Raw genomic sequence first — 21260 nt, 5'->3', positions numbered from 1 at the left:
TCCGCAGGGAGCGGCCGATCTCACTACGCGTTACAGCGGCGTCTTTTTCGCCGGCGGAACCGCGCCGTCGGCTACGTCCCGGTTGCCCGCCGTCCGCTCGACTTCCACTTCGGTACCGCGCACCGTGTCGTGAATGGTTTCGGTGCGGTTCGTTTCTTCCTTGCCGACGACCACTTCCTCGACCACGCGCGCCGTCTTCGCCACGACGGGCTGCTCGGCCGTTTCCCTGATCTCGACGAAGCCTTCCTTCAGATCCGCCACCGTCGCCGGACGATCCACCGGCCGACGCTCGATGTTCGCGTGTTCTTCACGCAGATTCACCGATTCGCTCACCGGCGTTTCGGTCACCCGCGAATAGACGCGCACGCCGCCCGTCTGCACTTCGCGCTTGCCGACTTCGACGGATTCCTTCACGACGGGAAAGGCCTGCCGTTCAGCGGCGATCTCATCGGCCGTATAAGCCGGCGCATTGCGGTCATAGCCGCTATAGCCCGTGCTGCGCCATTGCTCGACGCGCGTGTCGATGTCGATGGCGCCGGCTGCATAGAGCGCGTCGCGCACGCGTTCGATCGACGATTCGTCGATCACATCCACCGTCAACAGCGCGCCGCCGCGACGGACCGCTTCGTGATAGTGGCCGATTTCCTCGGGCTGATCGTGATCGCCAAACAGGTTCTTGAAGAAGTGCTCGATGCGCGCCATCGCGCCTTCGTGATGCTCGCCGGCGGGACGGTCGGTGGCATCGCCGGACACGGACGTGGACGCGCTCATATCGTTCGCATGCACGTTCATATTCGTGCGGGCGACGCCTTCCGTTTCGAGGCGCGTCTGAGCAAGTTCCGCGTCCTGAAGCGTATTGAATACACCGATGATGGTCTGGCTCATTGCATTATCTCCGTGAGAGTGATTCGGGTATCGAGAGGTGCGCCGGTCCATATGCGCAACGGCCGTTCCCGCCTCGGGTGCGGGTGAATCTAGCCGGCATCCGGATCGGGCTTCCACTTGCCGCTCGTGCCTTCGCGACGTTCGACCACCAATTCTTCGGAGTTCAGAAGAACCTGGTGGACGACGTCCTGTTGCGTCTCTCGCGTCGTCACATGCACCTCTTCTTTCAACGTGAGCTGCATGCGAACGACCGGCACGTATTCGTACACAGGAATGATGAGCGTGTCGCCTTCGCGACGCGGCTCGGCACGTTCCTCGACCGGACGATTCACGGCCACGCGCCTGACTTCCACCTTTTCGGCGCTCAGGCGCATGCTGACCGGCTGCATCTCTTCATGCACCACCTTGCGAACGCGCACGGCGCCGGTCTCCGTCCGCTTCACGTCGACGGACAATTCTTCCTGCACGGCGGAAAGCCGGAGCTCGTCGGACGTGCCGGACGAGTCCGCGTTCGTCGCGTTCGGGGTCGTGGGCTTGTCATCGGCGCTCATCGGCGTCTCCGTTGAAGCGTGGTCAGGTCGTCGGCCGGGCGCGCTCAAAGGCGGGCGCCTGCCTGCACGGTGCGATTGCGAGGGGCCGCGTTCTTGCGATCCAGCGCGGAGCCGCCGCCTTCCTCGACCGGCGGCTGATGACGAAAGCCCGCGCCGCCCGAAACGATCGCGATGATCGCGCCGACGATGAGCGCCGCGAACGAGAACCAGCTTGCGCGAGCGACGCCACGCGCGGCGGTGTCGGCGGCCTGGCGCGCGTTCTGTTCGGCATCCGGAGAGGATGCAGCCGACGCCGCCGATGCCATCGCCGCCTGCACTTGCTGCTTCGCGGAGTCGATGAGCTGATTGTTGCCGCCCGCCTGATTCGCGGCGGTCGCGCCGGCTTGTGCGCCGACTTGCGCGGTGGTTGCGACGATGCTGCCGGCCGTGCTCACCGCGCCCGTAATCAGCGAGGTCATGCCGAACACGACGAGCAGCGTCATCACCGCCCATGACAGCAGACCGTGGAGCCATCCGAGGACGGGCGCGCAGCGTCCGGCGTAATAGGAGCCGACGAAAACCGCGAGCACGGTCGTGACGATTACCCATACGCCCGAGCCGAAACCGAAGCCGTGCAACGTATCGGGCTTCGACAACGGCGAGAGGAGCGATGCGCCGATCGCCGTGCCGAGCACGCTCATGATGAGATAGACGATCATCGAAAGGATGACGCCCGCGATGATCGAACCCCACGACAGGCGCGGCAGGCCTTCTTGAGTAGTAAGCAGTTTCATGATGTCTCCAGGAAGAGTTGCGGCGTCGATGCGCGCGGCACTGATGCGCAAGCGCTGTGCCGCGCGCAAGTTTTGAATCGGCGCGTAAATGCGAGTGATTCAGACGCCGTCTGATCGATGGATCCGCCTGTTCGGGGCGTCACTTCGCGGCGGGAGGGAAGCGTGCGTCAGTGGAGCAGAGCACGAGAGACGTATGACTTGCGGGAATGCGATGGGATTTGCATCGGGCGCAGGCGCTGGTTCACCGCGACGCACTTCACTTCAGCGGACTGCGGCCCATAGCAATGACACACCCGACGACACCATCAGCGCATCGACGATGAACCGGAAGGTGTTAGCGGACATGCGCGCGACGATCCCGCGCGCGCAAAACGTGCCTGCCATGATCGCCGCGCCGGTAATCAACCCTTGAGCGACCACTTGAGCGGGCAGGGCGCCGAACTGCTGAAAGGCCGCGACTTTCGCACCGTAGACGATCAGCGAACCGGTAGCTTCGGTCGCGAGAAACGCGCCCTTCACAAGGCCGTAGTTCATGAAAACCGGCACGGTGATCGGTCCGGTCGAAACGACGATGCCCGTCAGGAAGCCGACCGGTGCGCCAATCAGCGCGAGCTGGAAGAGCGAGAGGCGCATGGCCCGGCGGGCGAGCCATCGGCGCGTGGGCACCATCGCGATAAAGAAGAGACCAAGCGCGAGCTCGACCGCGTGCGGCGGGAGCGCAAGCAGCGTGTGAACCCCTAATATCGCGCCGGGCGCGGCTGTCGCGCCATAGGCAATGGAAGCTTTCCAGTCGATCTCGCGCCACCAGGACAGGACCTTGCCGAGATTGCCCATGATCGCGGCGATGGCCATGATCGGAACGGCCTGCTGCGGGCCGTAGATGAGCACGAGCACGGGCATCAACAGCATCGACGAGCCGGTGCCGATCACGCCGCTCAAAACACCCGCCATCCAACCCACGCTCAATACGATCAGGTATCCCATCGAGGTCTCCATGCGCCAGCGCCGATTCTAGCCGCGGACGCGAAACCCGCGAGACGCTGGTTCCAAGCGGATGCGCGAGCTGCGGCATGCACGCAACGCCGCATTGCATGGAAGATTGACTTCACTCAATTGCCGTGGGAACTGTGTAACACTATTGTCACAATCTAATTTTCGACAGCCTGGCGTCAGCGTCACGTCCATTCAAAGGAAATCGATTCGCCGTGCTGGTTCTTCTCAATCTGCTCTCTGGCGTCGCCCTCCTGGTTTGGGGCTCACATATCGTTCGCACCGGCATTCTCCGGGTGCTCGGCGCCGATCTCCGCGCCATTCTGGGCCGTAGCACCGGCAGCAAGACGCGCGCGTTTCTGGCGGGCATCGGCGTGACGAGCCTCGTGCAGAGTAGCAACGCCACAGCCGTCATCATTACATCGTTCGCCGCGCAGGGACTGGTGCCGCTCGCGGCCGGGCTAACGGTTCTGCTCGGCGCGGATGTCGGCACCGCGTTGATGGCGCGAGTGCTGACGCTCGACCTGTCATGGCTTTCGCCGATCCTGATCCTGTTCGGCGTGCCGCTTTTCCTGACCCGCAAGCAGACGCGGGCGGGGCAGGTGGGCCGAACCATCATCGGACTCGGATTGATTCTGCTGGCGCTGCATCTCATCGTCGAAGCGGCTCAGCCGATGATGCAGGGCGCCGGCGTCAGGGTCATGTTCGGCGCGCTCACAGGCGACACGATGCTCGACGCGCTCGTGGGCGCGGGCTTCGCGATGCTCTCGTATTCGAGCCTCGCCGCAGTCCTGTTGACGGCGACACTGGCGTCGTCGGGCGTCATCTCGCTGAAGGTCGCCTTGTGCCTCGTCGTCGGCGCGAATCTGGGCAGCGGGCTCCTGGCGCTCTTGAACGCGCTGCCGCAGAACGCGGCAGCACGGCGTCTTTCCGCTGGCAGCTTCGCATTCAAACTGGCCGGCGCGATCATCATTCTGCCTTTCGCATCGCTGCTCGCACGCGGATTGCCGGTTCTGATCGCCAATCCGCGCGAAGCCGTAGTCGGTTTCCATGTGATCTACAACACCGTGCGCTGCTGCGCGTGTCTCGCCCTCGTCGAACGGGTCGCTGCGATCAGCCGGCGTTTGCTGCCGGATCGCACGGTCGCGACCGGCGAGTTGCGCCCGCTGTACCTGGATCCGGCAGGCCTCGTGACGCCGAGCCTCGCGCTGGCGAATGCTTCGCGTGAAGTGCTTCGCATCGGCGACATCGTGCGCGTCATGCTCGATAACGTCGCCGATCTGCTGAGACGCAATGATCTCGCCGTCGCCCGCGAAACCATGCGCATGGACGACGACGTCGACCAGCTCTACGCGGAAGTGAAAAGCTATCTGACGCTGATCTCGCGCGAGCAGCTCGACGAGGCGGAAAGCCGTCGCTGGACGGACATCATTTCGCTGACGATCAATCTCGAGCATGCGGGAGACATCATCGAGCGAATCGTCAGTGATATCGAAGAGAAGAAAATCTCGCAACGGCTCGCGTTCTCGGAACAGGGCCTGGGCGAACTCGACGATCTGCATGCGCGGCTCATCAGTAACCTGCGGCTCGGATTGTCGGTGTTTCTCAACAACGATCTGCGATGCGCCGAGCAGTTGCTGGCCGAGAAGGAACGCTTTCGCGATCTGGAGCGCGCCTACTCGCACAAGCATCTGGACCGGCTGGCGGGACAAAGCTCGCGCAGCGTGGAAACCAGCGCGCTGCACCTGGATCTCATCGGCAATATGAAACGGCTGAACTCGCTCTTCTGTTCGACGGCGTATCCCGTGCTCGATGCGGCGGGCGCGCTGCATGACACGCGTCTGCGCAAGCGCTCGCTCGACACGCTGCACGTCAAGGAATGACGCAGCTCACGCAAGCACCAGGTCGCCCACTGTCTTCTTGAGCGCGCGCAAATCCGCGGCCTCGCCGGACTTGCGATCGGTCACGAGAACGTCGATGTCGCGAGGCGCGCAAAACGTGATGCGGCTGCGCTGGCCGATCTTGCTGTGATCGGCGAGGATCGCGACGCGGTCCGCATTCTCGACCATCGCCCGGGCAATCTCGGCTTCTGCACGATCGAAGTTGCTCGCCCCGTGCCGCTGATCGATGCCGACAGGCGAGAGCATCGCCAGATCGGCGCGGTATCGCCGGATGTCGAGCACGGTCGTCGCGCCCGTCGTGGCCGCCGCGCGCTCGCTGAGCATGCCGCCGAGCAGGATGACTTCGTTCATCGCGCGCACGCGCTCATGCGGTCCCGATGTGCCGCGCAACCGCAGCGCGACATCGACCGAATTCGTGACGATGGTGAGATTGGCGAGCTTCGCAAGCTCGTCCGCGAGGATGGCGGTCGTGGTTCCGGCATCGACGAATACGGTTTGCCCGGCGTGAACGATGCCGATTGCCGCCCGCGCGATGGCCGACTTCGCGCGCACGTTCGCGCGGGCGCGTTCGGCGATGGGCGCCTCGTCGCTCGACGGGACGGCGCCGCCATGCACGCGCCGTAGCGCACCCGCCTGCTCCAGATCGAGCAAGTCGCGGCGCACCGTTTCGCGCGACACGGAAAGCTCCGCCATGATCCTCTCGTTCGAGACACGGCCGAGCATCGACAGGAGCGCGCGTATGCGCTGATGACGGTCTTTCTGCCACATAGGGAATGCTCGATGGTGGAAGCAACAATGAGAATTGCGCTGGCACGCTGTTGTTCAGCTTACATCCGTCATAAGCGAAAGTTGTACTTTTTTGGCAGCTTGCAAATTTGAGGATTTGAAACTAGCCTGCATCAGCAATCGGCGGTTCTCTTCAACGCACTACCTTCCTTTCGGGAACAGCGATGACGATGAAGCGTATCTGGGCGGGCCGTCTCCTTTCGATCTCCACGGCAGCGGGACTCGCGGCGGGCGGCATCGACGCCGCATCGGCCGCGCCATCCGAGGCGCTCGTGGCCGCCGCGAAGCAGGAAGGACAGTTGACCACGATCGCGTTGCCGCACGACTGGTGCGGATACGGCGCGCTGATCGACACGTTCCAGAAGAAGTACGGCATCCACGTCAACGAGCTGAATCCGGATGCGGGCTCGGGCGACGAGATCGAAGCGATCAAGGCCAACAAGGGCAACAAGGGTCCGCAAGCGCCGGATGTGATCGATGTCGGCCTGTCGTTCGGTCCGTCCGCGAAGAAGGAAGGCTTGTTGCAGCCTTACAAGGTGTCGACGTGGGATTCGATCCCGGCTGCGTCGAAGGATGCGGAAGGCTACTGGTACGGCGACTACTACGGCGTGCTCGCGTTCGAAGTCAACGCGGACATGATCGACAAGCCGCCGTCCGATTGGGGCGATCTGCTCAAGTCCGACTATCGCAACGCGGTCTCGCTCGCGGGCGACCCGCGTTCGGCCAATCAGGCGATTCAGGCTGTCCATGCGGCGGGCCTTTCGCAGACGAAGGGTGACGCGTCGAAGGCCGACCAGGCGGGCCTCAAGTTCTTCGCCGATCTGAACAAGAGCGGCAACTTCGTGCCGGTGATCGGCAAGGCCGCGTCGCTCGCGCAGGGGACGACGCCGATCATCGTGCGCTGGGATTACAACGCGCTTGCCGATCGCGACACGCTCAAAGGCAATCCGAAAGTGCAGGTGATCGTGCCGAAGACGGGTGTCGTCGCGGGCGTCTATGTGCAGGCGATCAGCGCCTACGCACCGCATCCGAACGCCGCGAAATTGTGGATGGAATTCCTTTACTCCGACGAAGGGCAACTCGGCTGGCTGGCCGGATACTGCCATCCGATGCGCTATAACGAGCTGGTCGCGCAGAAGAAAGTGCCGCAGGCGCTGCTTGCCAAACTGCCGCCGGCATCGGCTTACAGCAACGCCGTGTTCCCGACGCTCGAACAGCAAAACGCCACGAAGGACGCCGTCACCAAAGGCTGGGATCAGGTCGTCGGCGCGAACGTGAAGTAGCCGCGAGTTCGCCGGAATGAGCGCATCTCCGCAGCCAGGCGCTTCGGGCCCGGATCTGCTGACGCCGGCCGCGCCCGCGCCGCAGTCCGGCCCCGCCCGCGCGAGCCGCGGCGCGGGCTGGCTCACGTATGCGGGCGTCGCGCCATTCTTTGCGTTCGCGCTGCTGTTTCTGTTGTTGCCCACCGCCTTTCTGATGATCGGCGCGTTTCAGGATGCGCAGGGACGCTTCACGCTGGCGAATCTTCGCGAACTGTTTCAGCCCGCCGTGCTCGATGCCTACTGGATCAGCGTGAAGGTGAGCGTGGCATCCGCCGCCGGCGGGACGCTGTTCGGCGCGTTGCTCGCCTGGGCAGCGGTGCATGGCCGGCTGCCGGCGTGGATCCGTCCGACGCTCATGACGTTCTCGGGCGTCGCGTCCAACTTCGCGGGCGTGCCGCTCGCGTTCGCATTCATCTGCACGTTAGGACGCGTGGGCCTCGTCACGGTGCTGGCGCGCAAATACCTCGGCGTCAATCTGTATTCCACCGGCTTCAGCATCCTCAGCTTCGTCGGGCTGACCATTACCTACCTGTACTTCCAGATTCCGTTGATGGTCCTCATCATCACGCCCGCGCTCGACGGTCTCAAACGCGAGTGGCGCGAAGCGTGCGACTGTCTCGGCGGCACGGCCGCGCAGTACTGGCGATACGTCGGTTTGCCGGTCCTGTGGCCGAGCGTGCTCGGCGCGGCGCTGCTGCTCTTCGCCAACGCGTTCGGCGCAGTGGCCACGGCGTATGCGCTGACGGGCAGCTCGCTCAACATCGTGCCGATTCTGCTGTATGCGCAGATTCGCGGCGACGTGCTGCATAACCAGAACCTCGGCTATGCGCTCGCGCTCGGCATGATCGTGGTTACGGGCTTGTCGAACGGCGGCTACATCTGGTTGCGCGCGAGGGCCGAAAGGGGACGCGCATGAAGACGCACATGAAGACGCACATGAAGACGCGCATGAAGACGCAATCGCGCGCGGGCGCCTGGATCGCGATGATCGTCGGCACGATGTATTTTGTGATTCCGCTCGCCGCCACCTTCGAATTCAGCCTGCGGATGCGCCGCGACGCTTACAGCTTCGACGCGTATCGCGTCGTTCTCGGCGATCCGCGTTTTCAGGCTTCGTTCGGCTACTCGGTGCTCATGGGCCTGCTCACCATCGTGATCGGCGTGCTGCTCGTCGTGCCGACCGCGTACTGGGTGCAATTGCGTCTGCCGAAGCTGCGGCCCGTCGTAGAGTTCATCACTTTGCTGCCGCTCGTGATACCGGCCATCGTGATCGTGTTCGGTTATCTGCGCATCTATAACAGCAGTTCCATCCTGCCGCTCACCAGCAACGAGCGCGCGACCGATCTGCTGCTCGTCTTCGGCTACGTCACGCTGTCGTTACCGTACATGTACCGCGCCGTCGATGCGGGCATGCGCGCCGTCGACGTCCGCTCGCTGACCGAAGCCGCCGAATGTCTCGGCGCCGGCTGGACGACGATCCTTTTCCGCGTGATCTTTCCCAACGTGCGCTCGGGCATTCTGTCCGGCGCGTTCCTGACGTTCGCCGTCGTGATCGGCGAATTCACGATCGCGAGCCTGCTGGACCGTCCGGCGTTCGGACCTTATCTGCAACTGATCGGCGCGAATCGCGCATACGAGCCCTCGGCGCTGGCGATCATCGCGTTCGTCGTCACATGGGCATCGATGGGCCTGATCCAGGTGTTCGGATCGGCGCGCGCACTGGCCGGCCATAAAACCTGAGCCGACGAGGCCGCGACTTATGCCATTTCTCGAAATCGACGATCTTCACAAAACGTTCGGGCCGAACGTCGCGCTGCATCGGTTCGACATGACGATCGAGCAGGGCGAATTCATCACGTTTCTCGGTCCGTCGGGTTGCGGCAAGACGACGGTGCTGCGCATGATCGCCGGATTCGAAACGCCCACGCGCGGCACGATCCGTCTGAATGGACGCAACGTCACGCACATGCGTACGCGCGACCGCGCCGTCGGCATGGTGTTTCAGGCCTATGCGCTTTTTCCGAACATGACGGTGGCGCAGAACATCGGCTTCGCGTTGAAGGTCGCGAAGCGTTCGCAGAAGGAGATCGACGCGCGCGTCGCCGAGATGCTCGAACTCATCAAGCTGCCGCAACTCGCCGCGCGTTATCCGTGGCAATTGTCGGGCGGACAGCAACAGCGCGTGGCGCTGGCGCGCGCGCTCGCGAGCAAGCCGCAGGTGCTGTTGCTCGACGAACCGCTGTCCGCGCTCGACGCGAAAATCCGCGTGTCATTGCGCGAGGACATTCGGGCGCTGCAGCGCGAGCTCGGCATTACATCGATTTTCGTCACGCACGATCAGGAAGAGGCGTTGTCGATCTCCGACCGCATCGTCGTGATGAACGACGGGCGCGTGGAACAGATCGGCTCGCCGCTCGACATCTACAATTTTCCGCGCACGCGCTTCGTCGCATCGTTCGTCGGGACGCTGAACATTCTCGCCGGGCGCGTGATCGATCCCGGAAGCGGGCGCATCGCGGTCGATGGTCAGGAGCTCGTGACGTCGCGCCCACTGCCGCCGGATGATGCCGGCAAGGAACGATTGCTGGCGCTGCGCCCCGAAGCGATCATCCTGGAGCCGCCGTCGAACGGACGGAATTCGCTCGCGGCCACCGTCGAGCAGATCAGCTTTCTCGGCGCCGTGGTGCGCATTCGTGCGCGGGTCAGCAACGCGGTCGTATCGCTCGATGTCTTCAACGATCCCAACAGGACCCTGCCGGAGCGCGGGCAGCCGGTAGCGCTCGGGTTTTCTCACGACAACCTTCTCGTGCTCGATGAAAATGCGCGCTAGCTTTGCAATGCGAGGAGCAGTTGCCCACGCAGATCGGCAATCCGGCGCGCGCGGGTTATCGATTGCGCGCGCCACGTTGCCGGCGATGACTTCGTGACACCCTCAGGCGAGCGGAATGCGCGTTTCGTCGAGCGGGCGCAGCTTGCCGGGATGCACGGCGCGGCATAGCGCCTCGACGAAGTAGAAGTCGCCGAACATGGTCGCACCGTCGACGCCGATATTGTGCGGCTTCGAGTAACACGAGTTATGCAGCAGCCCGTGCTGGCCGTCGCGTGTGAATTCGTCGCGGCAGAGCGCTTCGAGCATCGCGAGGCCGTGGCCTTGCCATTTGCCCGCAGCGTGCGCATCGGGATGCACGCGTGCCATCTCCAGCAACGCCGACGCCACCACGGCGGCAGCGGCCGTGTCCTTGATCTCGGCGTCGCGGCCGGTCGCATCGAAGTCCCACGGCGGCACCTGACGCCCTTCGAGGCGGCGCAGGTAGTAATCGGCGAGACGCTCGGCGAGGTCCAGATAGCCGCGCTTGCCGGTTTCCCGCGCGGAGTTCACATATCCGTAGATCGCCCAGGCCTGGCCGCGGCTCCATGCGGATTCGTCGAACGCGCCCTGGAACGTGTAGCCGCGTTTGCGCGCGCCGCTCTCCACGTCGTATTCGACGGCGTGATAGGTCGAGTCGTCGGCGCGCACGAAGGCGCGCGCGGTCATCTCGGCGTGCGCGTCCGCGGCGTGCCGGTAGCTGCCGTCGTCGGCGTGATTGGCGGCCCAGTAGAGCAGCGACAGATTGGCCATCGTGTCGATCGCGGAGGCGCTGCGGCCGCGCGGATCGGAGATCGGCCCCCAGGACGCGAGATAGGCGCCGCCGCGCGTGGTCACGAGCCGGGCGCGCAGCTTGTCCGCGGCTTCGAGCGCGATATCGGCGAACCACGCGTCGCCGGTGATGTGATGCCCCGGCACCGCGCTGCTATCGAAGATAAAGCCGATGTCATGCGTGTTCGGATCCTGCGCGCGCTGGCGCACGAGCAGCATGCGGGCACGCGCCCATTCGAGAAAGCGCGCCTCGCGGGTGTGCAGATACGAACTCAGCAGCAAGCCGACCCAGAAGCCGCAGAACCAGTTGCCGTGGCTCCATGCGTCGCCGTCGTAGCCCGCAGAGAGCGACGCGGGCAGACGCACCCATTGACCATCGGGATCGGTGACTTGCGGGAATTCGACGCCGAAGGTCAGCTCGTCGGAAGCGACCTTCTGCGCGGTTTTATCGAGTGTTTCGCGAAACAGCTTTGCCTGGTTCTCGCTGAGTGACAGCGGGTTCATTGCGTTCGACACGGCGTCTCCTTGAGTTCGTCATTCGCAGGACGATTCTAAGAAGCGCCCGCGCGAGCGCGTTAGGATGAAACGCATGAACTGTTGGACATTTCCGCATAGAAGCGGCGCACGACGACGCTCAGATGTGCAGCTTGTCGAGGCTGCGCCGATAGTCGATCGGCGAGCGGCCCGTGTGCTTGCGAAAGCATCGGCTGAAGTAGGCGGGATCGTCGAACGAGAGCATCGCGGCGATCTCCGCGACATTCACTTCGGAGTGCAGCAGCAACCGTTTGGCCTCCAGCATCACGCGCTCGCGGATCAGCTTGGGCGCGGTGCTGCCGAGCGCCTGACGCGTCGCCTCGTTGAGCGCGCGCTCCGTGACGTTGAGCAGGCGCGCGTAATCAGCCGCCTCGTTGACCGAGCGAAAATGCTTTTCCAGCAGACTCTTGAAGCGGCGCGACAGCAGCACGCTGCGCGTCGCGGCGGCATCTCGCATGGCGGCGGCGTCGCACATGCGCGCGACCTTGATCAGGAAAACGTGCAAGTAGGCCCAGATCGCGTCGGTGTAGCCGACCTGTTCCTCCTGATACTCATGGCGAATGCCGTCCATCACGCGCGCCAGTTCGCGCACCTGCGCGTCGCTCAGATTGACGCACGGCGCGAGCTGCTCGAAGTTGTAGACGGGCACTTCCGTTTCGGTATGGCGGTTCTGCACGCGGAACGCGAAAAACTCCGACGAAAAGCTGAGCGAATAGCCGAGCGTATCGGCCGAAAGATCCAGATCGTGAATCTGTCCCGGCGCCATGAAGTAGAGCGTGTTGGGACGCACGTCGTAGCGCACCGAATCGATCACATGCGAGCCGCTGCCCGCGAGCACCCACATCATGTGATAGAAGTCGTGCCGATGCGGATAGACCAGCGTCGACTTGAGCGCCTCGATCGGCGCGAGATGAAAGTCCGGCGTCTTGACGTGTGCGCCGTATTCGTAGTCCTCGATCCGGATCACCGGAACGTGACAGCAACATGCGGTATCCAACTGTCTCCTCCGTCGGCGGCGAGTGTCTTCGCGCCCGCCTGCATGCCCGCGCTGCGCGGGCAACTGCACGAGTGTAGCCGTGCCCGCGCCCGCCGGTTAACTGGCATTTACACCATGCGGCCCGCGCGGCGATGTCACGCCGCCGCGCTGCGCGCCATCAGCGCATGATCGAAGCGCAGTTCCTTCAGCGCGGAAAGTCCGCTCAGCACGACGTGCCCTTGTTGATTGCGCACGGTCGTGTCCATCACGAGAATGTGTTTCGCGGGCTTCTTTTCGACGACGCATACGCCGATCGTCACCGTATCGCCGATATACACCGGCCCCAGAAAACGCAGCTCCTGTCCGACATACACGAAGCCTGGCCCTGTCAGTTCGGTGTGCGCCGCCGACACCAGCGCGGCCGTCAACAGGCCATGCACGACGCGCCGTCCGAACGGCGAGCATTCGGCGAAGGCGTGCTGCATGTGCAGCGGGTTCAGATCGCCGGACAGGTGCCCGAACGCGTCCACTTCGGCCTCGGTGACCGTGTGCACGTTCACCTGCGTACGGCCGATCTCGACGTCGTCGAAGCGCAAGAGCGCCGGCCAGTTGTTCGGTTGTGCGCTCATGCTTCTCTCCTCGATGTCAATGCGATGCCGCGTTCGACATAGCCGTCGATTTCCTGCGGCGTGTAGCCCAGTTCCGCGAGCACTTCGCGGGTATGTTGTCCCTGTTTCGGCGGATGCCGCCGCAAGGGCGGCGCCGCGCCGTCGTAGCGCACAGGATGCGCGAGCACGCGCACCGGTCCCGCTTCCTCGTGATCGAACGACAGGATCATTTCGTTGTGGGCGACTTGCGGGTCCTGCTCCACCTGCTCGTAGTCGTTGACGGGCGCGAACCAGATATCGTGTTCCTCGAAGGTGCGCATCCAGTCCTCGGTCGTGCGCGTTTTCAGCGTGTCATAGACAAGGCGATTGATCTCGTCGCGCCTTCGCACGTTGTCCTTCGGATGCGTGAATTCGGCGAGCGCGGGACACGACAGCGCATTCGCGAGCTTCTGCGTCGGCGTGAGCGACATCGCGATATAACCGTCACGCGTCCGGTACACGCCATACGGCGCGGGATGAAAACGGCTGCCCATCGGCGGATGCGTGCGTGCCCACAACGGCCCCTTGTTCATGTAATACGTGAACGGCTCGATTTGCAGATCGAGCGCGGCGTTGAGCAGATTGCTCTCGATGCGCGTGCCGACGCCCGTGCGCTCGCGCGCCTGCAACGCGGCCACCACGCCGAATGCGGCGAGTACGGCCGCATGCTGATCGACGATGGCGGAACCGACCGGCGTGGGCGGCGATTCGGCATCGCCGGACAGCATGGTCAGTCCGCTCATCGCCTGCAAGAGCAGATCCTGGCCCGGACGTTTCAGATAAGGCCCGGACGAACCGTAGCCGGTACACGAGCAATACACGAGACGCGGATTGACTTCGTGCACCTGCGCGTAGCCGAAGCCCATCTTGTCGAGCACGCCGGGACGATAGTTCTCGACGAGCACGTCGGCTTCGCGTATCAGACGCCACACGATCTCGCGCGCGGCTTCGTCGCGCAGATCGAGCGAGATGCTGCGCTGATTGCGGTTGCCGAGCAGAAAGAACACGCTCACGCCTTCGATGAACGCATCCGCGCCGGTCCAGCTACGTTCGAACGCGCCGCCGGGCGGTTCGACCTTGATGACATCCGCGCCGACATCGGCGAGCATCTGCACGGCGGCGGGGCCTTGCAGGAAATGCGTGAAACTCAGCACCTTGATGCCTTCCAGCATGAACATTCTCCTCTCGGTTTCAGCGCGCGATCACGCGAGCAGCGTGCGCGCGATGATCATGCGTTGTATTTCCGACGTGCCTTCGACGATCTCCAGCACCTTCGCATCGCCGAATGCGCGCGCGACGGGAAACTCGGCCATGACGCCGTAGCCGCCGTGAATCTGCAATGCCTGATGCGCGGCTTTCATCGCGTGCTCGGTGGCGAACAGCTTGGCTTGCGACGCCTGCACATCGAAGGGCGCGCCGGCATCTTTCGACGCGGCGGCATCGTAGAGCATCAGACGCGCGGCGTGCGCATCGGCCGCCATGTCGGCGATCTTGAATTGCAGCGCCTGGAACTCGGCGATCGCGCGTCCGAACGCGCGGCGCTCCTTCATGTACGCGACCGAGCGATCCAGCGAGCCCTGCAGGATGCCGAGCGCGAGCGCGCCGATCAGAATGCGCCCCGTGCTGATCTGCGCGAGCGTCTGACGCAAGCCCGCGCCGCGTTCGCCCAGCAGTTGATCGGCGGGAATCGCGCATTGCTCGAAGAACAGTTCGTGCGTGATCGATGCGCGCCAGCCGATCTTGCGCAGCTTTCTGCCCTTGCCATAGCCGGGCGTTCCTTGCGGCACGATGAAGTTGGAGATCTCCTTGCGGCCGTCGGGTCGCGTGCCGGTGACAGCCGCGATCACGGTCGGCCCGCCGATCTCCGTACCCGAATTGCTGATGAACGTCTTCGCACCGTCGATGATCCACCGTTCGCCGTCGAAGACCGCGCGCGTGCCGATATTCGCCGCATCGGAACCGGCGTCGGGCTCGGACAATCCGATCGCGCCGATCTGCGTGCCGTCGAGAATGGGGCGCAAGAAACGCGCTTTCTGCTGCGGCGTGCCGTAGTTGTTCAACAGGCTCGCGACGGTCGAGTTCGCCATGAGCGCATTGGCGACGGCGCAGTCCACGCGCGCGAGTTCTTCGAGCACGATCACGAACGACAGCCAGTCACCGCCACCGCCGCCGAATTCGTCGGGATACGGCAAGCCCGTGAAGCCGAGTTCGCCGGCCTGCCGCCAGATCGCGTAGGGAAACGCTTCCTGCTCCCAGAGCGTCTCCGATTGCGGTGCGATTTCCTTCTCGGCGAAACGGCGCACGGCCTCGCGCATCATCGTGTGCTCTTCGCCGAGCCAGTGAGGTTGATTGAAGGTTGTCGTCATGGCGTGACCGGTGCGGTGTCGGCTTGCGCGGCGCGGCGTGCGCGTTTGCGTTCCACGAAGTGGCGCAGGCCCGCGCGCGCGCCTTCGCTCGAAAAATTCACCGCGTATTGCGCGGCCTCGAAGTCGAGTCCGGCGGACAAGGGCATGTCGCTCGCGCGATTCAGCGCGCGCTTCGCCATCTCGGCCGCGAACGGATCGTAGGAGGCGAGGGTGTCGGCCAGCGCGCGCACGGCGTCGAACAGCTTCGCGGGCGCGGCGATTTCGTGGATGAAGCCGAACGCCTCGCATTCGCGCGCGGAAAAGCGCCTGCCGCTCATCACGAAGCGTTTCGCGCACGCGAGCCCCATCTTGGCGACGGCGAGTTGCGTGCCGCCCCAGCCGGGCATGGTGTTCAGGGTGATCTCGGGAAATGCGAAGCTCGCCTCGCTCGATGCCACGATGAAGTCGCACGCGAGCGCCAGTTCGAAGCCGCCGCCGAGCGCGTAGCCGTTGACCATCGCGATGGTCGGCTTCGCGCTTTCATGCAGACGCAACAGCGCGCGCTGTCCGGCCACCATGTCGCGATAAGCCGAGACGCCGTCGAGCGACACGAGCCGCTCGATGTCGTTGCCCGCGGCGAACGCCTTTGCGCCGCTGCCGGTGAGCGCGATCACGCGCGTCGCGTCGTCGGCGAGCGCATCGGCGATTTCGGCTTCGAGCGCCGCGAGCATGTCGGGCGTGAACGCGTTGAGCTTGTCGGCGCGATTGAGCGTCAGGAGGCGCAGCGCGCCATGCTGCGACGCGAGAACGGGAAGCGTGTCGTTCGTCATGGCGTCACAGCACTTTCAGATAGGTCTTGCCCGATGCCACGACCACGCCGTCCTGGCGCGTCACGTCGGCGGCGAAGATGCACACGTTGCGCTCTTCATCCTTTTCTTCGAGCGTGAGACGCGCGCTCACCGTGTCGCCGATGAACACCGGCGCGTTAAAGGTGATGTCGTAGCGATACGATACGGCGCCGGGGCCCGGCGCTTTCGCCGCCATGTATCCCATCACCGTGGAAAGGAAGCCGACCGACAGGCAGCCCTGCGCGATGCGCTTTTCGAAGCGCGTGCCCTTCGCGTATTCCTCGTTGAGATGCACGGCGTAGAAATCGCCGACGATGCCGGCAAAGCCGTAGATATCGTATTCGGAGACCGTCTTGGCGAAATCGGCGGTGTCGCCGATTGAATAGCAATCCATATGAGGGCGTTTGGCCATGTCGATGTTTCTTCTCGGATGAGTTGGGGTTAACGCTGAACGATGCGTGCTGATGTTGCATCGCCGGCTTGGAAGTCACTTTAAAGACGCGTTACAGGCAACCGGTAGGACGGTTCGCGCGATCTTTTGGACTTTTTTGCATCGGACCCGGCGATGCGAAAGGGCAGCGTAAAAAAGTCCAAGAAATTCGACGACTGGTCCTAACGCACCCTCGCCGCGATCACAAATACTTGCGTCAACCCGCCGGCTCCGCATTCGCACCGGGCACTCGCACCGAACGATGCGGCGCACTCGCCGGGCGGTATCCATATCGAGCAAGGAGACAACATGAGTTCGCTTTTCAGAGCGCAGAGCATGCTGCGCATGGCGATGAGCGCGGCGCTCGCCGCGATGTGCGTGGCGGCGTCGTCTGGCGCGAGCGCGCAGGACAAGGTCGTGATGAAGCTCGGTCACACGCTGGCGCCTGACAATCACTATCAGTTGACCGCGCAGGTCTTCGCGAAGGAAGTCGCCGCGCGCACGCACGGTCACATCGAGATTCAACTGTTCCCGCAATCGCAGCTCGGCGGCGAAGTGCAGATGACGCAGGCGCTGCGCACCGGTACGCAGGAGTTGATGATCTCCGCGCAGGCGCCGATCGACAACACGATCAAGCAATGGCAGATCTTCGATATGCCGTATCTCTTCTCCAGCATGGACGAGGCGAACGGCGTGCTGCAAGGCCCGGTCGGGCGTAAGTATCTCGACATGATGAAGCCGGTGAACATGATCGGCCTGACGTGGCTCGCGGTCGGCGAACGCAACCTGTTCACGACCAAACGTCCGGTCACGTCGCTCGCGGACATGAAGGACCTCAAGGTGCGCGTGATGCAGAGCCCCGGCTATATCGCGGGCTACAAGGCACTCGGCGCGAATCCGACGCCGCTCGCCTACAACCAGTTGTTTCTCGCGCTGTCGCAAGGTCTCGTCGATGGCGCCGATACTTCGCCCGAGCAGTTCGTTCAGGACAAGTTCTCCGACGTCGCCAAGCACTTCTACGTGACGCATGTGAACTATCTGCCGGTCGTGCTGGCGATGAGCAAGAGCGCGTGGGACAAGCTTTCGCCCGCCGATCAGAAGGCGTTCCAGGACTCGGCGAAGATCGCGGCGGACTTCGATCTCAAGGAGTACAAGCGCGAATACGACGCCGCGATCGCCGCGATGAAAGCGAAGGGCATTCAGGTCACGACGGTCGATACCGCGCCGTGGGCGCAAGCGACCAAGACCGCGCGCGACGAACTGATCGGCAAGATTCCGGACGGCCCGGCGCTGTATCAGGAGATCAATTCGGCCAAGCAGGCGCCGGCGGTCGCATCGAAATGACGGATGCGAACGACGGCCACCGCACAACCCAGGCACCACGGGAGGCGACACGCATGGAAAAGCTCGCGCGCGGCTTGATGTTCGTTGACGGCATCGTGCTGAAGATCAATCTGTTCGTCTGTAGCTGCCTTTTGCTCGGGGCGGTGATCGTCGCGGGGCTCGGGGTGATCTTCCGCTTCGTGCTGCACGATTCGCTGTCGTGGTCCGACGAGGTGTCGGCGTATCTGTTCGTGTGGCTGACGTGCCTCGGCGCCGCGGCCGGCGTGAAGCTGCGCGCGCATCCGGAAGTGCGCGTGCTGGCCGATCGCGTGCCGGCTGCGTTCGCGCCGCTGCTCAAGGACTTCACCGACTGCGCGATCCTGGCGCTCGGCGCGGTGTTCGTCTTGTACGGCACGGACATGCTCGCGCTGATGGGCACCGAAACCGCCGCGTCGATTCCGATCTCGATGGTCTATCCGTATCTCTCGATTCCGGTGTGCGGCGCGCTGCTCGCGTTTCATTCGCTGGTGCGGATCGCGGTCTCGCATCTCGCGCCGCAGACGCAGACCGACGCTACGCTCGTCGAGGGCGTGTCCGAACATCTCTAGGAAATACATCATGTGGGCAATCGCATTTGGAGCAGGGCTGCTCGGGCTCGGCGTGCCGGTGGCCATCTGCATCGGCATTGCGGCGACGCTCGCGCTGTCGATCAACGGCACGTCGCTGCTCGTGATTCCGCAGCAGCTTTTTTCGAACCTCAACAACGTCGGCCTGCTCGCCATTCCGTTCTTCATGCTGACGGGCGCGATCATGGATTCGGGCGGCGTGTCAAAGCGCATCATCGAATTTTCGCAGGCATTGGTGGGCTTCATGCGCGGCGGCATCGGTCAGGTGACGATCGTTGCGAGCATGTTCTTCGCGGACCTTTCCGGCTCGGCGACGGCCGACACGGCAGCCATCGGCTCGGTGATGATTCCCGGCATGGTGAAGAAGGGCTATAACCGCGCGTTCGCGGTGGCGCTGCAATCGGCGGCGGGCTCGCTCGGGCTGCTCTCGCCCGTGTCGATGAGCATGCTCGTCTATGCCTATACGGCCAACGTGTCGGTCGGCACGATGTTCATTGCCGGCATCATTCCGATGCTGCTGGTGGTCGCGTCGTTCATGATCGTCAATTACGTGACCGCGGTGAAGAAGGGCTACAGCGCCGTCGAGCCGTTCGATGGGCGCAAGCTGTGGACGACCTTCCGCGAAGCGTTCTGGGCGCTGCTCACGCCGGTCATCATTCTGGGCGGCATCCTCGGCGGCATCTTCACGCCGGTGGAGGCGGGCGTGGTCGCGGCCGTCTATGTGACGCTGGTGAGCGCGTTTATCTTTCGGACGCTGAAGCTCTCGCATTTCAAGGACATTCTGGTGCGAACTTCAGTGAACACCACGCGTGTCTCGTTCCTGCTCGGGCTCGCGTTCGTGCTTGGGCGCTATCTGATCGAAGCGCAGATTCCGCTGCACGTCGCGAATAGTTTTCTCGCGATTACCACGAGCGCGATCGTGCTGCTGATCCTCATCAACCTGTTTCTCATCGCCGCGCATACCGTGCTGGAAACGATCTCGAGCATTGCCGTCGTGATTCCGGTGTTCCTGCCGCTCGTCGTGCAGATGCACATCGATCCGGTCGTGTTCGGCGTGATCGTGCTGATCAACTCGGCCATCGGCATCAATCTGCCGCCCATAGGTTTCTGTCTCTTCACGGCGGCTTCGATCGGCGGCGTGTCGGTAGAGAAGGCGACACGCGCGATTCTTCCCTTTATCTTCGCGCTGGTGATCGACCTGCTGCTGATCATCTTCTTCCCGCATATCCCGCAGTTTTTGCCGCATTTGCTGGGGGGCGAAGTAAGCGGGCATTTGCCCTTCATCGGATAAGAAGGGCGCGAAAGCGCCCTTTTTCACATCATGCGCGCGCGTGGTGCAGGCGGCTTCTCGGCACGTGAGACGTTCAAGCCTCCGATCTGTCTTCGCCCAAAGCCGCACATCCACGCCGTTCATCGGGTAAACTCCTGTGGCACTAGTCGTTTTCCTGAATAAAGCACTCACGTGCAGTTATAGGGACGAAACTTCATGTCAGAACCGCCGAAAATCAGTGTGCTGGTGCCCGTGTACAAAGTCGAGCCGTATATCGAAGAATGCCTCGACTCACTACTGTCGCAGACTTCCACCGATTTCGAAATCATCGCCGTCGACGACAGCAGTCCTGACCGCTCCGGGGAAATGACCTTACGCATCCTCGAACAGCAAAGCAGAATTCGCTGGAAGTTCATCAAAAACGCTGAAAACAAGGGGCTCGCAGAGACTCGCAGGATTGCGGCACTCGCCGCGAGCGGCGAATATGTGCTCTGCGTGGACAGCGATGACCACGTTCATCACGATCTCATACGCCGGGTCGCCGAAGAAGCGGAGAAGCTCAATGCGGATATCGTAATTTTTGCCGCCGAGAATATTAGCCCGGACGGCAAGATCAATTATCGCGTCGAAGCCGGCGATACCGTCATGAGCGGTGTTGAAGCCGTAGAGAAAATTCTCGACTTGACGTTGCAGGCGTATTGCTTCAACAAGTTAGTACGCCGCTCGATCTTCCTCGCGATCGAGCATCCGACGGGGCTGATCTACGAGGATATTTGTGTTTCGGTCCAGACGCTCGGTAAAGCCAGCGTCGTTCGTCTCATGCCCGATACCTTGTATTCGTACATGTATCGCGAATCGGGCATCTCGACACGATTCAATCCGAAGATCATTGACATCTTTGCGATCATGGATCGGGTAGAGAAGAGCACGGCGTCCATGCCGATAAGAAATTACCGGAAGCTTTTCTTCAGGCTGAAATATGTCTATGGCTTTCGGACCATCGCGTTTCAGGCAGCGATCAAGGCGCCGACGTATCGGTCAGCCGAGCCTATTCTGGATAGCGTCGCGCAGAGGCTTCGTCTCAGGCACTTGCTCGGCATGGTTTCGGACCATCGGCCGAAGCTGTCGCTGGTCATGGCGATGCTGAAGATTCATCCGTGGATCTTCTATCGTTTCGTGCGACGATTCGGGCACTAGGCGGCGGATCGATCTCGCAGGGCCGTGCGAGCGTCGCTGCTCATCCCGGTTTTCTTCATGGCGCCTCGGCGGTGTGTGCGGCAGCTTTCGTCTGCCGCCTTTCTAACTGACTTTACATAAGCTTTATTATCGTGCTTTGTATTGTAGGAGCAACATGAGAATGTCGTGTTCTAGCAAGATACAAATGTCGTGTTTTTGCGACCACTGGCAAGCTGGCGA

The 21260-nt window shown here is 63.0% G+C and carries 21 protein-coding genes; 9 read left to right on the top strand and 12 right to left on the bottom strand.

The window, feature by feature from the left end:
- Positions 1 to 30: 30 nt before the first annotated feature.
- The 4 genes from NCR93_RS25415 to NCR93_RS25400 all read right to left on the bottom strand — a co-directional run bounded on the left by NCR93_RS25415 (position 31) and on the right by NCR93_RS25400 (position 3193).
- Positions 31 to 885 (bottom strand): YsnF/AvaK domain-containing protein, encoded by an 855-nt coding sequence (locus NCR93_RS25415; RefSeq protein ID WP_008346666.1) that lies wholly within the window; start codon positions 883 to 885, stop codon positions 31 to 33.
- Between the two features lie 89 nt (positions 886 to 974).
- Positions 975 to 1436 carry a YsnF/AvaK domain-containing protein gene (locus NCR93_RS25410; protein WP_175981660.1) on the bottom strand — a complete coding sequence of 154 codons (462 nt, stop codon included), beginning with the start codon at positions 1434 to 1436 and terminating at the stop codon, positions 975 to 977.
- 44 nt (positions 1437 to 1480) lie between these two features.
- Positions 1481 to 2209, bottom strand: a complete 729-nt coding sequence (locus NCR93_RS25405; RefSeq protein WP_175981662.1) for a YrzE family protein — start codon at positions 2207 to 2209, stop codon at positions 1481 to 1483.
- A 261-nt stretch (positions 2210 to 2470) separates the two neighbouring features.
- Complete coding sequence (locus tag NCR93_RS25400) at positions 2471 to 3193, bottom strand: sulfite exporter TauE/SafE family protein (RefSeq protein WP_008346663.1); 723 nt, start codon at positions 3191 to 3193, stop codon at positions 2471 to 2473.
- Between the two features lie 221 nt (positions 3194 to 3414).
- Here NCR93_RS25400 and NCR93_RS25395 point away from each other — a divergent pair, with 221 nt between their 5' ends.
- Positions 3415 to 5082: a Na/Pi cotransporter family protein gene (locus NCR93_RS25395; RefSeq protein WP_008346662.1), complete on the top strand. Its 1668-nt coding sequence runs from the start codon at positions 3415 to 3417 to the stop codon at positions 5080 to 5082.
- Positions 5083 to 5088: 6 nt separating this feature from the next.
- Here NCR93_RS25395 and NCR93_RS25390 read toward each other — a convergent pair whose 3' ends face one another.
- A complete protein-coding gene (locus tag NCR93_RS25390) occupies positions 5089 to 5868 on the bottom strand; it encodes a DeoR/GlpR family DNA-binding transcription regulator (RefSeq protein ID WP_008346661.1) in 780 nt (259 codons plus the stop codon).
- Positions 5869 to 6050: 182 nt separating this feature from the next.
- Between NCR93_RS25390 and NCR93_RS25385 the strand changes: the two genes are divergently transcribed.
- Genes NCR93_RS25385 through NCR93_RS25370 form a run of 4 tightly spaced genes read left to right on the top strand, consistent with a single transcriptional unit; the run spans position 6051 to position 10038 of the window.
- Positions 6051 to 7169, top strand: a complete 1119-nt coding sequence (locus NCR93_RS25385) for an ABC transporter substrate-binding protein (protein WP_175981664.1) — start codon at positions 6051 to 6053, stop codon at positions 7167 to 7169.
- Positions 7170 to 7185: 16 nt separating this feature from the next.
- Entirely contained in the window at positions 7186 to 8124 is a 939-nt protein-coding gene (locus NCR93_RS25380) for an ABC transporter permease (RefSeq protein ID WP_175981666.1), read from the top strand.
- A 32-nt stretch (positions 8125 to 8156) separates the two neighbouring features.
- Positions 8157 to 8948: an ABC transporter permease gene (locus tag NCR93_RS25375; protein ID WP_008346658.1), complete on the top strand. Its 792-nt coding sequence runs from the start codon at positions 8157 to 8159 to the stop codon at positions 8946 to 8948.
- A gap of 19 nt (positions 8949 to 8967) precedes the next feature.
- Positions 8968 to 10038: an ABC transporter ATP-binding protein gene (locus NCR93_RS25370; protein ID WP_008346656.1), complete on the top strand. Its 1071-nt coding sequence runs from the start codon at positions 8968 to 8970 to the stop codon at positions 10036 to 10038.
- Between the two features lie 102 nt (positions 10039 to 10140).
- Here NCR93_RS25370 and NCR93_RS25365 read toward each other — a convergent pair whose 3' ends face one another.
- The 7 genes from NCR93_RS25365 to NCR93_RS25335 form a co-directional block, all read right to left on the bottom strand.
- A complete protein-coding gene (locus tag NCR93_RS25365; protein ID WP_239295386.1) occupies positions 10141 to 11361 on the bottom strand; it encodes a glycoside hydrolase family 88 protein in 1221 nt (406 codons plus the stop codon).
- Positions 11362 to 11479: 118 nt separating this feature from the next.
- Positions 11480 to 12376, bottom strand: a complete 897-nt coding sequence (locus NCR93_RS25360) for a helix-turn-helix domain-containing protein (RefSeq protein ID WP_175981668.1) — start codon at positions 12374 to 12376, stop codon at positions 11480 to 11482.
- 134 nt (positions 12377 to 12510) lie between these two features.
- Positions 12511 to 12984 (bottom strand): MaoC family dehydratase, encoded by a 474-nt coding sequence (locus NCR93_RS25355; protein ID WP_175981670.1) that lies wholly within the window; start codon positions 12982 to 12984, stop codon positions 12511 to 12513.
- The gene (locus tag NCR93_RS25350) at positions 12981 to 14174 is read right to left on the bottom strand and encodes a CaiB/BaiF CoA transferase family protein (protein ID WP_250441447.1); all 1194 of its coding nucleotides are present in this window, start codon (positions 14172 to 14174) and stop codon (positions 12981 to 12983) included. The genes NCR93_RS25355 and NCR93_RS25350 overlap by 4 nt, the downstream gene beginning before the upstream one ends.
- Before the next feature lie 30 nt (positions 14175 to 14204).
- Positions 14205 to 15368, bottom strand: coding sequence for an acyl-CoA dehydrogenase family protein (locus NCR93_RS25345; protein ID WP_175981674.1), 1164 nt, complete (start codon positions 15366 to 15368; stop codon positions 14205 to 14207).
- Complete coding sequence (locus NCR93_RS25340; protein WP_175981676.1) at positions 15365 to 16177, bottom strand: enoyl-CoA hydratase/isomerase family protein; 813 nt, start codon at positions 16175 to 16177, stop codon at positions 15365 to 15367. Before NCR93_RS25340 ends, NCR93_RS25345 begins: the two co-directional genes overlap by 4 nt.
- 4 nt (positions 16178 to 16181) lie before the next feature.
- Positions 16182 to 16607: a MaoC family dehydratase gene (locus tag NCR93_RS25335; RefSeq protein ID WP_239295387.1), complete on the bottom strand. Its 426-nt coding sequence runs from the start codon at positions 16605 to 16607 to the stop codon at positions 16182 to 16184.
- 327 nt (positions 16608 to 16934) lie between these two features.
- On the opposite strand from NCR93_RS25335, the gene NCR93_RS25330 reads away from it, so the two are divergent.
- From NCR93_RS25330 to NCR93_RS25315, 4 genes are all read left to right on the top strand, one after another.
- Positions 16935 to 17969, top strand: coding sequence for a TRAP transporter substrate-binding protein (locus tag NCR93_RS25330; protein ID WP_008346643.1), 1035 nt, complete (start codon positions 16935 to 16937; stop codon positions 17967 to 17969).
- Positions 17970 to 18022: 53 nt separating this feature from the next.
- The gene (locus tag NCR93_RS25325) at positions 18023 to 18556 is read left to right on the top strand and encodes a TRAP transporter small permease (protein WP_008346641.1); all 534 of its coding nucleotides are present in this window, start codon (positions 18023 to 18025) and stop codon (positions 18554 to 18556) included.
- 10 nt (positions 18557 to 18566) lie between these two features.
- Positions 18567 to 19865 carry a TRAP transporter large permease gene (locus NCR93_RS25320; protein WP_250532300.1) on the top strand — a complete coding sequence of 433 codons (1299 nt, stop codon included), beginning with the start codon at positions 18567 to 18569 and terminating at the stop codon, positions 19863 to 19865.
- A gap of 195 nt (positions 19866 to 20060) precedes the next feature.
- Positions 20061 to 21041, top strand: coding sequence for a glycosyltransferase family 2 protein (locus tag NCR93_RS25315; RefSeq protein ID WP_008346637.1), 981 nt, complete (start codon positions 20061 to 20063; stop codon positions 21039 to 21041).
- Positions 21042 to 21260: the final 219 nt, after the last annotated feature.

It is taken from the genome of Caballeronia sp. ATUFL_F1_KS39, from assembly GCF_023630985.1.
In the GTDB taxonomy this organism is placed as follows: domain Bacteria; phylum Pseudomonadota; class Gammaproteobacteria; order Burkholderiales; family Burkholderiaceae; genus Caballeronia; species Caballeronia zhejiangensis.
This window is presented reverse-complemented; position numbering and strand designations above follow the sequence as displayed.